Raw genomic sequence first — 14,117 nt, forward strand, 5'->3', positions numbered from 1 at the left:
AGGGAGCCTAGCTCCCTTTATTCTTTTAGAATGCAAATGACTCAGAACCGTCTGAACCTCGCATTTTGAGGTCGCTTGGGTATATACTCACCCGCCGTAATAGAGGTAAGTTATGACACAGGGTTACACACTCTCACTCGCGCACATCAATGACACCCATTCGAATTTTGAACCCAGCCGCGTCCAATTTAACCTTAATATCGGCCAGCATAAGCTTGATGTAACCAGCCATAGCGGTGGTTATGCCCGCATCGGCCATCACATCACTAAGGCACGTCAAGCCGCCGCACAAACCGATACGCCGTTTATTTTCCTGCACGGTGGTGACAGCTTCCAAGGCACGCTTTATTTCAGCCATTTTAAAGGCAAGGCCAACGCCCACTTACTTAATCTGCTAGCGCCCGATGCTATGGTCATTGGCAACCACGATATCGATGAAGGTAACGCCAGACTTGCCGAGTTTGCTAAGCAGATTGATTTCCCATTGCTTGCGGGCAACATGGATTTAAGCCAAGAAGATCTCAACAAACCCGGTTGTCTGCGCGGTTTGCCTAATATCTTGGATTATGATCATCAGCAAAAACGCGCGAAATACCTGCTTAAGCCTTTCCACGATAAGACGTTAGCCATTGTCGGCATTACCTTAGATCAAATGAAAGAGATCGCTCGCCCCGATCCTGACACTCATTTTGTCGATGCTATCGCGACAACCGCACGCACGGTTGAGCACCTTAAAAATCAAGGTATTAAACATATCATAGTGCTCAGTCACTTAGGCTTAGATCAGGATAAGCGCCTCGCGGCCGAAGTGGAGGGCATTAGCCTTATCGTCGGTGGTCACACGCATACGCTACAGGGCGATTTTCGCGCCTTAGGTTTGAGCAACCTGCCCTACGGTGAAGTCATCAACAACACGCCGATAGTGCATGCGGGTAAATATGCCGAAGTCGTCGGCTTAGCCGAGATAACGTTTGATGCTGAAGGGAAAGTGCTGAGCCTAACAGGCGGCAACTATTTCATGCTGGATCAACACTTTATCTTAAGTGCTAACACAGCTGTCGATAATCAAGATTACCAAGCGGTGCGTCAACAGCTCAGTCAGCACCCGAATGTCCTTTGGGATGATGCCGATGCCGATATTGATGGCGTGATCCGAGACATCTACAAACCCGCCATCGCGGATATGGAGAACAAAGTCTTAGCACTGGTGCCAAAAAACTTAGTCCATACACGCCTGCCCTCTAAGGCCCTGCCCCACGGCAGTGAAATTGCGCCTTGGGTCAGTCGCAGCATGTTCCAAGAAGCTAAGCTTGTCGATCCTAGGGTGAACTTTGCCCTGCATAATGCCGGCGGTGTCCGCCAGTCGGTGGCCCAAGGCCAGTTGACGCTGGCGGATGTGATGGGGCAATTGCTGCCCTTCGAATTACCGCTGGTTAAGTATGAAATTCAAGGTCAATTCCTCTATCAAGCGCTCGAATCGGCGATTAACGCGGCGACCAACAACAGCGTCCGTGGCACTGGTGCGGGTAGCTTCCCTTACACCTACGGCTTACGGTATTACTACGATGGCCGCCGTCCACTGGGCGAACGTTTATTCAGACTAGAGATGATGCAGCCAGACAGCCACTCCCTTTGGTATCCGGTTGAGCCTGAGTCACTGTATGTCGGAGTATCGACCTCTTACACAGCTGCGGGTAAGGAAGGCTATCATCCATTGCTGCAAGCTCGCTGGCAGGAGTCGATGGAGTCACTGACTTTGCCACAAGCCTTTATTCGATTTTTGAATCGCTCACCGAATCTGTCTGATTTACTGTCACAGCACGTGCATTACACTAGCCACAGCCAACGTATGGGTTAAGTGCCAATGCTCCTCATGCCGTCAACATTGATGCAGTGAGGAGCAAAGTAAATGAACGAGTGACTGGGTAACTGTCTTCCTTACAAAGCGTTGAATAGACAGTGATGCAAAACAAACGTTGCTCTCATTGCCTGTCATCTCAAATTGCTAGACTTATAAAATTGCTAGGCTCTTAAAATTGCCAGTCGGATTGTGGCAAGCGCTCAGTAAACCAATCCTTTGCCTTGCCCTGCGCGTCTTTACGCCACGCCATAAACACAGCTTGGGGTGGGCGCGGCATTTCCACATGACAAGCCACTAAGCTTCCCGTCGCCAACGCATCTAAAATCAAGTGTTTTGGAATATAGCCTACGCCAAGTCCCAATTGCTGCGCCTTTATCTTGGTCTGCATATTTGGCACCCGAATCACTTGGCGACTATCAAATAAACCGCTCGAACGCTGCGCTAAGGCCGTCGAACTGTCTGCCACCACGATGGAAGGGAATTGCAACAATGCCTCGGTCGGAATAGGACCCGCATGTTGCGCCAATGGATGGGCAGGATTTAAGGCAAACACAAACTCCAACTCACCGATTTCGACCACATGATATTGACCTTTTGGCAGTTCACCCGTCACGCCAATGGCAATATCGGCACGGCCCGAATAGAGTGCATCCCAGCCGCCACCTAGGGATTCTTCACTGATGTTCACCGTCACTTGCTTACCCAGCTCAGTAAATTCCCCAATCAACTGCAATAGGGGTAAATCCGGCACGACAGTATCGATTGCTAAGGTTAACGAAGACTCCCAGCCGGTCTCGAGTTGACGTACCGCTTCTTCCAGCCTAGACGTTGCCGAAAGGATTTCTCGACCTTGGCGCAGCACAAGTTGGCCGACTAAGGTCAGTTCGGCGCGTTGGCCCTTACGTTCAAATAATTTTGTGCCTAAATCGCTTTCCAGTTTCTGCACTGTGTAGGTCAGCGCCGACGGCACACGGAACAAGGACTCGGCCGCTGCGGAAAAACTGCCTTTTCTATCAATGGCATCGAGTACGATTAATCCATCGAGACTAATAGATGGCAACATAAAAACCTCATATTCAAATTATTTGAAGTAGACATTGAAAATGTTCCGATTTTCTTTGCCAAAGGTCAAGTCTACACTGCTTAGCAATGGAGAGGTTCTACGGAACTCACTGCCGAAATCGGATGTAGATACTGAGTAAAGTTAAGTTAGAACAGATTTAAAAACTGAGTTAAAACTGATTGAACAACACACTTAAATACTTGTTAAATAATTTGAAATAAGGAATACCCCATGAAAGCACTCATCGCAAAAACACTCAAATCAGCCCCTAGTCTTGCCCCACTGGCACTGCGTATTCCTATCGGGATTATCTTAATCGCCCATGGTTCACAAAAACTGTTTGGTTGGTTTGGTGGTTACGGTTTAGAAGGCACTGGACAATGGATGGCATCCATTGGTCTGACGCCAGGTTACTTAATGGCACTGATGGCAGGTTCAAGTGAATTCTTCGGCGGCCTATTCCTGTTACTCGGCCTGCTGACTCGCCCAACCGCCCTAGTATTGTCATTCACTATGATAATAGCGATTTTCTCAGTACACATAGGCAACGGTCTGTTCCTTGCCAACAACGGTTACGAATTTGGTCTCGCCCTACTAGCAGCCACAGTGTCATTGGCGGTTTCAGGTGCTGGTAAGTTCGCTATCGATAACCTATTCGCTAACCGCATCAAATAAAGGGGAAGCAAGATGATCACATTAAGAAAAGCACAGGATCGCGGTCAAGCAGACTTAGGCTGGCTAAAGAGTCAACATACCTTCTCTTTCTCTAGCTACTATGACCCAGAGCACATGGGGATATCATCCCTAAGAGTCATCAACGATGACAGAGTGGCACCCGGCGCAGGTTTTGATACCCATGGTCATAAAGACATGGAGATCATCAGTTACGTGATATCCGGCACTATCGCTCACAAGGATAGCTTCGGCAATATCAAAACCTTACCTGCTGGTGAGTTTCAGTTAATGTCGGCGGGTAAAGGCATTTACCACAGCGAGTTCAATGCTTCTAATACTAAGCCGCTGCACTTTTTACAGATTTGGATCCGCCCAGATACTTTAGGCATAGATGCGGGCTATCAGCAAAAGGCATTCGAGCAAAGCTCACCGCTGACGGCTGTGGTGACACCAAACGGTGAAAATGGCACGCTGAAAGTACAACAGGATGCGACCCTATATCGTTTAGTATTAAGCGAAGGCGAAAAAGTGACGATGGCCAGAACCGCCGAACAAGCGAGTCGTCATCTGTATGTTCAATTGATTGAAGGTACGCTGGATATCAATGACACAACACTGACGGCGGGGGACGGCGCACATCTGACCCAACTTGCGAGTGTCGACTTTACGGCAACAAGCGGCCAAGTCACCGCACTAGTATTCGACTTGTCGGCTAATGCGTAATACGAGCGGCTTAACTGAACCACTCAGTACAGCCGCTTAACGATTGAGCAAACGATTAAGCAAGTCATTGAGCAAGTGATTACATGCCAGCTTGATAAGCACTCACCTAGAAAACCTAGAAGCACTGCCACAAGTCATCTTTGGCAGTGTTTTTTATTGGCGTTTTGATGGCCATGTTATAAAGCGATGTTATAAAAGCAGTGCTAACGGCCTCGTTGAGCGAACCAGACCAGCACTTTAATAAGCTGAGTTAAAGCGCGAGTGTCATGCTGAAATTAACCAACACTTGGGCTTGGCCCTGTGCTTTATCCGCCGCATTCAAAAAACGCTTATGTTCATTACGGCGAATACTGCGAAATCCTTGTTTTTCAAAAAATGGTCGCGCGAGATAGGATGCTTCAACCGTTAATCGTTTCAGCGCTAAAATTTTAACTTCTTCAAACAACGCAAAATACAAAGAGGTGGCCACCCCAGAACGGGCATATTCGGGATGAACGAACAGACATTCCACTTCGGCAGCGGCTTCAACTTCACTGTCGGCACCTATCTTAAGATTGATAAATCCCACCAGCATGTTATCCGCTTCAGCAACCCAAATCGTGGTGCCCTTTAAGCGTTCGAGCCAATAGTTCTCACTGCGGATCTCACCTTCGATATAAGCCCATGCAGAGCGTTCGGCAAACGAGTAAAACTCGCCAGAGCCTTGCATTACACTCGCCTCAAAGATCGCCGCCAGCTGCGAGACATCCGATGGCGTAAATAGTCGGATCTTCATTCTCTGCCCTCCATCTTGAATTGTTAATCGCTTAAGATTAACCGTATTCTAATTTAAGTTAAATAGTACTGATTTAACTTAAATAGTGTCACTCAACGGCGTTAAGCTAATGTTTTACTGTGGAATACCTTACATCACTTTTTGGTTGAAACCCTAGTAAGCTAACGTTAAATATTCTTCTCCATATTCTTCTCCATATAGAAGCCCGGGATCACTTGCCCAAGTTTTTGCTGATAACTGCGCTGTATTTGAATGAATCCCATACGGGTAAATAACCCTTTAGAGAGATAAGAGGCGTCCACACTCAAGCGCGCATAGCCTTGCGCCTTAGCCCACGCTTCTAATACAAGATAAGCACGCTCACCCAATCCCTTAGCTTGATAATCTGGATGGATATATAAGCTATCTACATAACCTTGGTGGGCAAAATGGGTTTCGACATTGATAAAACCGCAGCAAATTAAAGAAGCTGTCGCTGCATCTTTGACTAATACTACCCACGCCTTCGAGCGGTTTAAGCGCAAGTCCCAATGTTTAGCCGATCTTGGCGCCGCAGACCAAGCTGCAAGTTGCGCCTGTGAATAACGAGCATGGGTGATGTTATGCACGCAAAGATGAAATAACTCACTCACCTCTCGGGCATAACATGACTGATAAGGCTGGATCTCGAACTGTTCAAACGCCGTCACTTAAGTGTTCTCTGTTGAGTAATAACCGCTAGCAATAGTGCTATTTTGCCGCGTTTCGCTTAATCGAGATAGACTCAGATTTTGCGGCATTAAAGGCTAAAAACAAAAACGGCCTCGAGGATATCGAAGCCGTTGGATTAAAGAGGCGCACAGGTTAGCGCACTCGTCACTGTTACTTCTTATCGATTTGACCGACAAATAACAGTTTATCAAAGGTGCGGTTTAAGGTTTTGCTAGTGAATTCGTTCATCCACATTTGCTCAACCACAGCCACTTTATCGCCTTTACTAACTTCAGTTTGAGGACCTGCAGCCCAAAAAGTGGTGTCAGCTTCTTTAATCTGTACGTAGGTGTAACCACCACCGTTCATTGTATCAACAACAGTACCTTCGTGGGTGACACCCTGAGCCCAAGCACTTGACATGCCTAACGCTAAAGTCGCTACCGCCGCTAATTTTACCCATTTTGCCATCATGCCTGCGTTCCTTTTGTTTTGCTAATATGCTGCATTAAAGCACGCTAAAAACAATAAATCGCTAATCTCTATCACGAAATACAACACTTATCGCAAAAGCAGTATTTTTCTTCAAATACGGGAACTTCATTTCAACAGCGGTTTTAGCATGCCTTCTAAACCATTAAGCTTGATTTCGTACATTAGGGCTAATTGCTCACCGAGTTTTCCCTGAGGGAAACCTTGCTTATGGAACCACACCAAATAAGGTTCGGGTAATTCGAGTAACTTACGTCCAGCGTACTTACCAAAGGGCATTTTTTGATTTACAGCGTCGATGAGTAGTTGCTGATCCATAGATTGTTATCTCGTGCAGGTTCGTCCCGATAATCCCACGGATGCTACAACATAAGCCAATCAAAGTCGCCGTTAGCTTATACAAAAACGCACACAAAAGTGACCCGAAACTCAAAGGCCAAGTTAGCATCATCGACGCACAAAATGCTCCACGCAGAACCCTAAGCGACAATCTTTAATAGATTTGGCCCTAAGTTAGCGCATGGCGCATATTGAAAACCATATTCACTGCATAAACGCTCAGACTCGCCATGGGCGGTAATACTGATACAAGTCCCAGAACTTGCGTGTCCATCGACAAAGTCCATCACTCGCTCAAGCATGATCTTCGCCAGTCCATAGGATTGGTATTCAGGCAACACGATAAAATCTTCAATGGCCAAATGCCCAGGCTTATTGCCGTAAACACACGCCGTTGCTAACAGATTAGACTTAGCGACTCCCGCGCCAGCATGCTCCATTTCAGCATTGTCACTCAATCGGATAGAGACCCAAAACAGTGCCAGTACATCCGCAAGCTCAACGCCGATAGAAGGGCGGCCCACAGTGCTACGCAAATTGAGGAGTTCATGGAATAACGGTGCGGTTTCAACGAGTTCAAACTTAATAGGCATAATAGTTTTGATATCCATTTGGCGTCCCTTCTCTCATGGTTGAAATTTCAAGCGATTTAGACGGCAGTCTATAGAGATGATAAAGCCAGCATTTGGCAGTTTGATGACAAGCACCGCGCCAAACAAGACCACTTTCGACTGAGAAGCCGATTCTTTACACAGATTTGTTAATAACATTTAGCAATATAAAATTAACATTTATACCGATAGAGAGATAAAAAACCAGAATTCACATCCTGTGCATAGCCATTGATTACAACAAACAAGCCTGCAAGTAGATATAAAATAAATAATACCATTTAAAACCAATAAGATAAAAAATCACATTAATACATTGCTCCTCACCTGTTGCTTGTCAAATTAACGGCGCCTGACCAGATACTGACAGAAAAAGATGTGCGACAATTTAATCAAAAACCGTCAAAAATCAGCCAATTGACCGAGATTAACATAAGGTTTACATTCGATTTCGAGCATAAATGCGGTGTGGCTCCAAACTCATCAACTCGCTGCCCAAGGGTCATCAAAAGAATTAAGGAATGCGTCATGATAGTGTTAATCGGCGGAGAAAAAGGCGGCAGCGGTAAAAGTTGCTTAGCCCAAAACATAGCAGTTTTTCTAACCACAGAATGCAATGCCTCGGTCATCATGGTGGACTGCGATCCCCAGCGCACCACATCAGATTGGATCCAAGCGAGAAATAACAATCCCAAACTGGCCAGCATTAATTGTGTGCAGCTTTACGGCAAGATCCGTAATGACTTGCTCAGTCTTGAACAACATTATGATGTGGTCATAGTCGACTGTGGTGGTCAAGACAACCTAGCGCTGCGAGCAACCATGTCAGTCGCCGCTTACATTTTAATGCCCTTAAGACCTAAGCGCCGCGATTTGAAAACCGTTTGCCATATGGATGATATCGTCGCGACCTGTAAAATGATAAACCCTAAGTTACGGGCTTCATTTGTGATCACCCAATGCCCAAATTTACCTAATCAAGCTAACCGAATTTTAGAAGCCAAAGAAGTCTGTAAAACCTATGATATCAATGTCCTTGATGCAATAACCTACTGCAGGAATGTGTATGATGACAGCGAAGAGTCAGGGCTGTCAGTGATTGAAATCGACCCTAGCGGAAAGGCCGCCGACGAAATCCGCACTATCGCCTGTGAACTGTTCCAAGTTGATTGCGCCGCCAATTTAGAAGACCGCCTACATCCTGCACTGCTCGCTCAGAGTGCTGGTAAGGGTCAGATGCACAATGGTTTGACAAATAATGGTTTGCTCAATAATGGTTTGCTCCATCAAACTCAACCCACCCACCTTACCACTCAACAAAGGGGGCAAAATGGGACTCAGCGACCTCAAGAAAAACGCTATGCCATCTAGCAGCATACAACAGTCGCTTTCGTTAGATGAATTTATTGAGGCAGCAAACTTATATGCCATGGGACAAAGCCTAAATAAGACAAAAAGCAGTCATTTCGCTTTTGAAGCGGATGCAACAAACGCTAACACCGCTGACTCAAAGGTAGCTAACATAACGACCGACATCGGGCTAAGTCATTCCAATGTGCTGCTCTTGCACAAGCAGAGCTTAGGGACTGAAGTCTTATCGCCAGCAAAAGTAGAGGCCACAGCTCACTATCGCAAGGCAACCTTTTCACTCAGCGAAGCGGCTATTAGCCAGCTCGCCACCTTGTCGGAAGAAAGCACGCTCTCCAAATCGAAACTGCTCCGATTCTTGATTGAACAACATTACGAACTGCCCATTGCCCTGAGGCAATTACGAGAACAACAGCTCCAAAACCGTTAACGCTTCGCAATACTCCCACCCTTTTCCGGTAACTCAGCTAAGCTCGGGTTATCGGCTTTTTTACTTAAGAACAAGCACCAAGATAAAAACCACAATAAAATCGCGGCATAAGTTCTGATCCCACCTATCCTTAAATGTACAGAATGCTGAATAAGTAATATTTATTCAGGGTTAATACGCAACCTTAAGGTGTATTTTTTGTTAAAGCCGATCCGACTTATTTGCCTTTGTTTAAGCGCTGCGTTTCTGATGCCCTGCTATGCAGAGTTTTCATTGGCACAAATCCCGCCGCTCACGAACAAAACGCCCATCACCTTAGTCGCAGAAAAGGGATTTTGGACCGACTATTTAACCCAAGAAATGTTGCCTAAATTTACCGAAAAAACTGGCGTCAAGGTGCAAGTGATCAGCACTGAGCTAGACACTATGTTTAACTTACAGACCCAAGATTTACTCCAAGGTTCGGGCAAATACGACTTGCTAACGATGGAAGCTGGCTGGGCAAAAGAATGGGCCGCCAATGGCTACACTGTGCCCTTAGTCGAACTCGCAAAACTCTACGACCCCGATGGTGAAAAGGCCATGGAGAAATACCTAGAACCCTATTACCCATCGCTACTGAACATCTTATCCTACCATGGAGAAATCCATGCTATTCCCTACAATAACTATGTGATGGGTAATCATTACCGAGCCGATCTCTTCGACAATAAAACCGAAAAAACACGCTTTCAGAGCCAGTTCGGTTACCCGCTCGCACCAGCAAAAACCTTAACCGAGTTACGGGATCAAGCCCAGTTTTTCACCCGTAAAGCGGGCACTATGTTGGCGGATAAAATGTTAACCCACGACTTTTATGGCTTGGCGCTAATGTCGGGTGATAAGCCACATATTAACGATGAATTTTCCAGCATGATCTGGAGCTTAGGTGGCGCTTGGATGCAGCCAATTTATAACGACCAAAAACAGATCAGTCATTTTGAAGTGCCGACTATCAACCATGAGGCCATCAAAGCCGCCAAGCTTTATCGCGAATTAATGCCCTATGCCGTGCCTGCCAACGAGCAATTTGCCTTCAATGAGGCTGCCAATGCAATCGCCACAGGGCAAGCGGCAATGTGGCCTTTCGCTTACAATAATTTGTGGCATAAATCCTTCAAAGTTGAGCAAAATATTCCCGGCGCACGCCTTGCTGTGAGTCAAGTACCCGGCGGTTATCCCTATAACGGCGCCTATGCTTTTGCCGTGAGTTATGACAGCAAAAATCCCCAAGCGGCCTATTGGCTCATCAAATATATGGGCACCTATGAGGCGCAACACGCTTATGCTTTGGGCGGCGGTAATCCCTGTCGTATGGATGTTGTGACCGCCAACGAATTTAAAAGTGAATCATTAAGGACCATAGCGGGGGCATTCGAAGCAAGCCATATCGCGAATATGTTTTGGTCAACTAAGGTGTTAGAACTTGGGCATTTTACCAGTACAGCCATGGGACAGATTTACCCTGAACTCAGCCATGCTTGTTATCGCGCTAGCCGCAGGCCCGCTGACAGCGAAGATATTTTTATTAAACTAAGTGCAGAGATAAAACACCTCCAAAATACCTATGGAGAGGTACCTGCGATTGACAAGAAAACCAATGACAAGCATTAAACCGCTGAAAAGCCTAAAACAAAAAATAACCTTAGCCTTCTATATTATAGTGGGCATGGCGCTGTTTAATGGTGTCGTCGCCATACTGCTGTCACAGCAACTGAAATCAGAAATTGAGCATTTGGTGGGAGTGGATGTTGTTAAAGTCACCACTGCGCTGCAACTGGCAAAAAACAGTGAAAAACTGCAAATCATCACAGCGCGCTTAAATCATTATGATAATGAACAGCAAAGACTTCGCCTATTGAGTGAGCTCTCCGCGCAGTGGGAACTATTAATTAATGACTCCCGATTACTGGCCTTGATTGAAACCTCTACTGTCAGTAAGCAAGAATTGAATCACGCATTAGATATCCAACTTTACTATTTACAACAGCTGCCATTACTTGCCGAGTTAACCGATTCCGCCCTACAAGCCAATTTACAAGCAACAAATATTCAAGCCAATTTAACCTCAATGGCATCGGGATTTACCGATGAAATGCAGACCCAATTTCACAGCATCAATGCCGATTCAGAGCGTCAGCTTAAGCTGAAAAATTTTGACAAGATTGCGATGAATATCAATACCAACCAGCAATTGTCTCAATTTAGTCATTTGGGGGAACACTTATTTACCCGCCTATCTCAGGTAAAAATTATCGACAATCTGGTTGAACTTAACCGCACCCAAAGAGAAGCGATGCGGCTGCTGTTAAATATGGAGGCGATTCTCGAGGGCGTTAGCGGGGATACCAGTTTATATTTCAATTTGTTATCGCAAATAAAGCAGACCATGGTCGGTGAAGATAACCTGTTTGAACTGTCCCGCAAGGCCATTAAAAGCACGCATATCGCCAATGCGCATTTAGAGTACCAAGCCGATGCCGCGCAAATTGTCGCGACCTATACCCAAAATCTGGTCAACCAAGTCGAGAATGAAATCCAACAAACGGGCGGCGAACTTAAAAGCGACAGCACCGCATTTATCATATTGATTTTCTGTAGTGGTATTCTGTATTGCTTCTTCATCTGGCTCACCAGCTGGCACTTTATCACTAAGGGCATTATCAAACCTGTGATGGCGACGCGAGATGCCATGAACGCTATCGCCAATGAAAAGCTCGACACCCACATGCCGGTCACTGACAACCTAGAACTGCAGCAAATGGTGAACTCTTTAGAAACATTAAAAAGCTATGCGGCCCAGGTTAAAGGAATGGCGGAAACCGACGGACTAACGGGCTGCTACAACCGCCGTTATTTAGATATACAACTCCAAAAAGAACTCGAGTATGCAAGGGATCACAATATGCCCCTTGGCATCATTCTGTTTGATATTGATAATTTTAAACAATTTAACGACAGGTACGGCCATGTCGCCGGCGATCAATGTCTGAAAAACATTGTTAACGCCGCTAAATCCATCTTAAAACGCCCAACTGACATGCTCGCCCGCTATGGCGGTGAGGAGTTTATGATAGTGCTGCCATCGAGTCATCTCGAGGAGGTCTATCAATTTGCCGAACTATTACGGGAGAAAATCATCAGCCTAGAAATTCCCCATGAAGACTCTCCCCATGCGGGCATACTTACCATCAGCGCGGGGATTACTTGCTGGCAACTACCGCAACAGCTAGATGCCAATAGTTTAATTAATCGCGCCGATGAAGCCCTCTATCATGCCAAACTGACGGGGCGTAACCGCACCGAAGCCCTCCTCGGCCAACCCATTCGCTATTCCTAAGGCGCCAATCGCGACGGCAGAAACGTTTCTTTTTTCAGCAAAGGATTGAGTTAAGTCCTCTTCACCCCCATTAGCTAATACTAAGTTAATCAGGATCAGGTCAGGGAAAGTATGCTCGCCATTGTTATCACGCTTATCCTCGGAGTCGGGGCAATCGCTTGGCTACTTTCAAGTCGTTGGCGCAAAACCTTGCACCGCCGCCGAGTCACAGCCAAACCCTTTCCAAAAGAATGGCGCAGCATTCTCAAAAAAAGACTGCCTTACTTCCATGCGTTACCGACAGATTTACAGCTACAGCTCAAACGGCTTATCCAAATCTTCATCGATGAAAAGGAGTTTGTTGGCTGCGATGATTTCGAGATCACCGATGAAGTGAGAGTCACTATCGCAGCACAGGCGTGCCTCCTGCTGCTCAATCGAAAAACAGACTTTTACCCCAAACTGAAACAAATTTTGGTCTATCCCGATGCCTTTATCGTTAATAATCAACATAGAGACACGAGCGGTATCGTGTGGGAACAGCGCAATGTGCTGGCGGGCGAATCTTGGGAATACGGCAAAGTGGTGCTCTCGTGGAAAAATACCTTAGACGGCGCCGCAGATCCCCACGATGGCAATAATGTCGTGATCCACGAGTTTGCCCATCAGCTCGATCAAGAAGACGGCCAAGCCAATGGCGCGCCGATACTGCAACATTTTGCCGATTACAGCACTTGGTCAGAAGTGCTAAGCAAGGCTTTCACCCAATTACAGCACAGCGCGAACTTTGGCACGCCCTCATTATTTAATTACTATGGTGCGACGAATCCCGCTGAATTTTTTGCCGTTATTACTGAAGTTTTTTTTGAAAAGCCAGAGGATTTCTACCAACAACACCCAGACTTGTATCGGGAACTGAGCCGCTTTTATCAACTCGATCCGATAAACTGGCATTAACCTATAAAAGTAGAGGCACACTAAATGCTCAAAGACACTCATGCATTCGCAGTTAAAGGCACCACTGTTAATCGCGCCGCTATTATGAGTCGCGCGACTAATGTCAGTCGTGCTACTAATGCCAGTCGTGCCACTTGTGTTAATCGCGCTAGCTTGGGGTTACTGCTCAGTGCTTTAATGCTTGGCGGACTTAATGTAAGCGCACAGGCACAGGACTCGCCAACACAAAGCGCTCAAACACAAGACACTCAAGTCCAAGGCGCTGCAACGACTTCGAATCCTGATCAACAAGCGGCAGCCCAGGTGTTGGATTTACTCAACCAATATTCAAGCGATGCCGATTGGGATAAGTATTTTGCCCTGTACCGTAAAGACGGCATATTTATTGGCACGGATGCAAAAGAGCGTTGGGGAATGGCGGAGTTTGAACATTACTCCCGCCCGACAAAAGGTTGGCGCTATGATTTAACGGAGCGGCATTTAATCCAACATGGCGACGTCATATTGTTCGACGAGTTATTAAATAGCCCCGCCTATGGCGTCAGCCGAGGAACCGGTACTTTGATCAAAACCGATGGCAACTGGAAAATTGCGCAATACCACTTAAGTTTCCCAATCCCCAATGAGATAGCGAAACAGATCACCACCGAGATCAAAGCCGCAAACAAGCAGTAATGCCGTACTCCCCAGAATACAGTTTCGAAAGCGTGCAATTTATAAAAGTGCGATTTCGATAACATCGCTGTTTCAAATTGTACTGTTTCAAAGAGTACGG

Annotated in this window: 15 protein-coding genes; 9 read left to right on the forward strand and 6 right to left on the reverse strand. The window is 46.3% G+C overall.

Annotated elements, in window-relative coordinates; translation table 11 throughout:
• Window positions 1-112: 112 nt before the first annotated feature.
• Window positions 113-1,858 (forward strand): bifunctional metallophosphatase/5'-nucleotidase, encoded by a 1,746-nt coding sequence (locus OX890_RS16260; protein WP_126492430.1) that lies wholly within the window; start codon window positions 113-115, stop codon window positions 1,856-1,858.
• A gap of 172 nt (window positions 1,859-2,030) precedes the next feature.
• Here OX890_RS16260 and OX890_RS16265 read toward each other — a convergent pair whose 3' ends face one another.
• Window positions 2,031-2,924, reverse strand: a complete 894-nt coding sequence (locus OX890_RS16265) for a LysR substrate-binding domain-containing protein (protein ID WP_126492431.1) — start codon at window positions 2,922-2,924, stop codon at window positions 2,031-2,033.
• A gap of 231 nt (window positions 2,925-3,155) precedes the next feature.
• Between OX890_RS16265 and OX890_RS16270 the strand changes: the two genes are divergently transcribed.
• Complete coding sequence (locus tag OX890_RS16270; RefSeq protein WP_011847349.1) at window positions 3,156-3,599, forward strand: DoxX family protein; 444 nt, start codon at window positions 3,156-3,158, stop codon at window positions 3,597-3,599.
• Window positions 3,600-3,611: 12 nt separating this feature from the next.
• On the forward strand, window positions 3,612-4,322 hold the full coding sequence (locus tag OX890_RS16275) for a pirin family protein (protein ID WP_126492432.1): 711 nt from the start codon (window positions 3,612-3,614) through the stop codon (window positions 4,320-4,322).
• A gap of 250 nt (window positions 4,323-4,572) precedes the next feature.
• Here the strand turns inward: OX890_RS16275 and OX890_RS16280 are convergent, their stop codons facing one another.
• From OX890_RS16280 to OX890_RS16300, 5 genes are all read right to left on the reverse strand, one after another.
• On the reverse strand, window positions 4,573-5,097 hold the full coding sequence (locus OX890_RS16280; protein ID WP_006082491.1) for a GNAT family N-acetyltransferase: 525 nt from the start codon (window positions 5,095-5,097) through the stop codon (window positions 4,573-4,575).
• 167 nt (window positions 5,098-5,264) lie between these two features.
• Window positions 5,265-5,786 (reverse strand): GNAT family N-acetyltransferase, encoded by a 522-nt coding sequence (locus OX890_RS16285; RefSeq protein WP_126492433.1) that lies wholly within the window; start codon window positions 5,784-5,786, stop codon window positions 5,265-5,267.
• Between the two features lie 172 nt (window positions 5,787-5,958).
• On the reverse strand, window positions 5,959-6,261 hold the full coding sequence (locus OX890_RS16290; RefSeq protein WP_006082493.1) for a hypothetical protein: 303 nt from the start codon (window positions 6,259-6,261) through the stop codon (window positions 5,959-5,961).
• Window positions 6,262-6,387: 126 nt separating this feature from the next.
• Window positions 6,388-6,597, reverse strand: a complete 210-nt coding sequence (locus OX890_RS16295) for a DUF3820 family protein (RefSeq protein ID WP_006082494.1) — start codon at window positions 6,595-6,597, stop codon at window positions 6,388-6,390.
• 161 nt (window positions 6,598-6,758) lie between these two features.
• Entirely contained in the window at window positions 6,759-7,229 is a 471-nt protein-coding gene (locus OX890_RS16300; protein WP_268649586.1) for a GNAT family N-acetyltransferase, read from the reverse strand.
• Between the two features lie 528 nt (window positions 7,230-7,757).
• On the opposite strand from OX890_RS16300, the gene OX890_RS16305 reads away from it, so the two are divergent.
• From OX890_RS16305 to OX890_RS16330, 6 genes are all read left to right on the forward strand, one after another.
• Window positions 7,758-8,600: an AAA family ATPase gene (locus tag OX890_RS16305; protein WP_126492435.1), complete on the forward strand. Its 843-nt coding sequence runs from the start codon at window positions 7,758-7,760 to the stop codon at window positions 8,598-8,600.
• On the forward strand, window positions 8,560-9,027 hold the full coding sequence (locus OX890_RS16310) for a CopG family transcriptional regulator (protein ID WP_126492436.1): 468 nt from the start codon (window positions 8,560-8,562) through the stop codon (window positions 9,025-9,027). The genes OX890_RS16305 and OX890_RS16310 overlap by 41 nt, the downstream gene beginning before the upstream one ends.
• 249 nt (window positions 9,028-9,276) lie before the next feature.
• Window positions 9,277-10,680: an ABC transporter substrate-binding protein gene (locus OX890_RS16315; protein WP_126492437.1), complete on the forward strand. Its 1,404-nt coding sequence runs from the start codon at window positions 9,277-9,279 to the stop codon at window positions 10,678-10,680.
• Window positions 10,667-12,406: a GGDEF domain-containing protein gene (locus OX890_RS16320; RefSeq protein WP_126492438.1), complete on the forward strand. Its 1,740-nt coding sequence runs from the start codon at window positions 10,667-10,669 to the stop codon at window positions 12,404-12,406. The genes OX890_RS16315 and OX890_RS16320 overlap by 14 nt, the downstream gene beginning before the upstream one ends.
• A 111-nt stretch (window positions 12,407-12,517) precedes the next feature.
• Window positions 12,518-13,342 carry a zinc-dependent peptidase gene (locus tag OX890_RS16325; protein ID WP_006082500.1) on the forward strand — a complete coding sequence of 275 codons (825 nt, stop codon included), beginning with the start codon at window positions 12,518-12,520 and terminating at the stop codon, window positions 13,340-13,342.
• A 24-nt stretch (window positions 13,343-13,366) separates the two neighbouring features.
• Entirely contained in the window at window positions 13,367-14,017 is a 651-nt protein-coding gene (locus OX890_RS16330) for a nuclear transport factor 2 family protein (protein WP_268649587.1), read from the forward strand.
• Window positions 14,018-14,117 lie beyond the last annotated feature (100 nt).

It is taken from the genome of Shewanella sp. DAU305, assembly GCF_026802235.1.
In the GTDB taxonomy this organism is placed as follows: Bacteria; Pseudomonadota; Gammaproteobacteria; order Enterobacterales; family Shewanellaceae; genus Shewanella; species Shewanella baltica.

What these genes read in the sequence shown, in the direction of transcription:
- OX890_RS16280 (WP_006082491.1), bottom strand. Translation starts at nt 5,097, where the DNA reads ATGAAGATCCGACTATTTACGCCATCGGATGTCTCGCAGCTGGCGGCG.
- OX890_RS16310 (WP_126492436.1), top strand. Translation starts at nt 8,560, where the DNA reads ATGGGACTCAGCGACCTCAAGAAAAACGCTATGCCATCTAGCAGCATA.
- OX890_RS16300 (WP_268649586.1), bottom strand. Translation starts at nt 7,229, where the DNA reads ATGGATATCAAAACTATTATGCCTATTAAGTTTGAACTCGTTGAAACC.
- OX890_RS16265 (WP_126492431.1), bottom strand. Translation starts at nt 2,924, where the DNA reads ATGTTGCCATCTATTAGTCTCGATGGATTAATCGTACTCGATGCCATT.
- OX890_RS16260 (WP_126492430.1), top strand. Translation starts at nt 113, where the DNA reads ATGACACAGGGTTACACACTCTCACTCGCGCACATCAATGACACCCAT.
- OX890_RS16320 (WP_126492438.1), top strand. Translation starts at nt 10,667, where the DNA reads ATGACAAGCATTAAACCGCTGAAAAGCCTAAAACAAAAAATAACCTTA.
- OX890_RS16290 (WP_006082493.1), bottom strand. Translation starts at nt 6,261, where the DNA reads ATGATGGCAAAATGGGTAAAATTAGCGGCGGTAGCGACTTTAGCGTTA.
- OX890_RS16330 (WP_268649587.1), top strand. Translation starts at nt 13,367, where the DNA reads ATGCTCAAAGACACTCATGCATTCGCAGTTAAAGGCACCACTGTTAAT.
- OX890_RS16325 (WP_006082500.1), top strand. Translation starts at nt 12,518, where the DNA reads ATGCTCGCCATTGTTATCACGCTTATCCTCGGAGTCGGGGCAATCGCT.
- OX890_RS16305 (WP_126492435.1), top strand. Translation starts at nt 7,758, where the DNA reads ATGATAGTGTTAATCGGCGGAGAAAAAGGCGGCAGCGGTAAAAGTTGC.
- OX890_RS16295 (WP_006082494.1), bottom strand. Translation starts at nt 6,597, where the DNA reads ATGGATCAGCAACTACTCATCGACGCTGTAAATCAAAAAATGCCCTTT.
- OX890_RS16275 (WP_126492432.1), top strand. Translation starts at nt 3,612, where the DNA reads ATGATCACATTAAGAAAAGCACAGGATCGCGGTCAAGCAGACTTAGGC.
- OX890_RS16270 (WP_011847349.1), top strand. Translation starts at nt 3,156, where the DNA reads ATGAAAGCACTCATCGCAAAAACACTCAAATCAGCCCCTAGTCTTGCC.
- OX890_RS16315 (WP_126492437.1), top strand. Translation starts at nt 9,277, where the DNA reads ATGCCCTGCTATGCAGAGTTTTCATTGGCACAAATCCCGCCGCTCACG.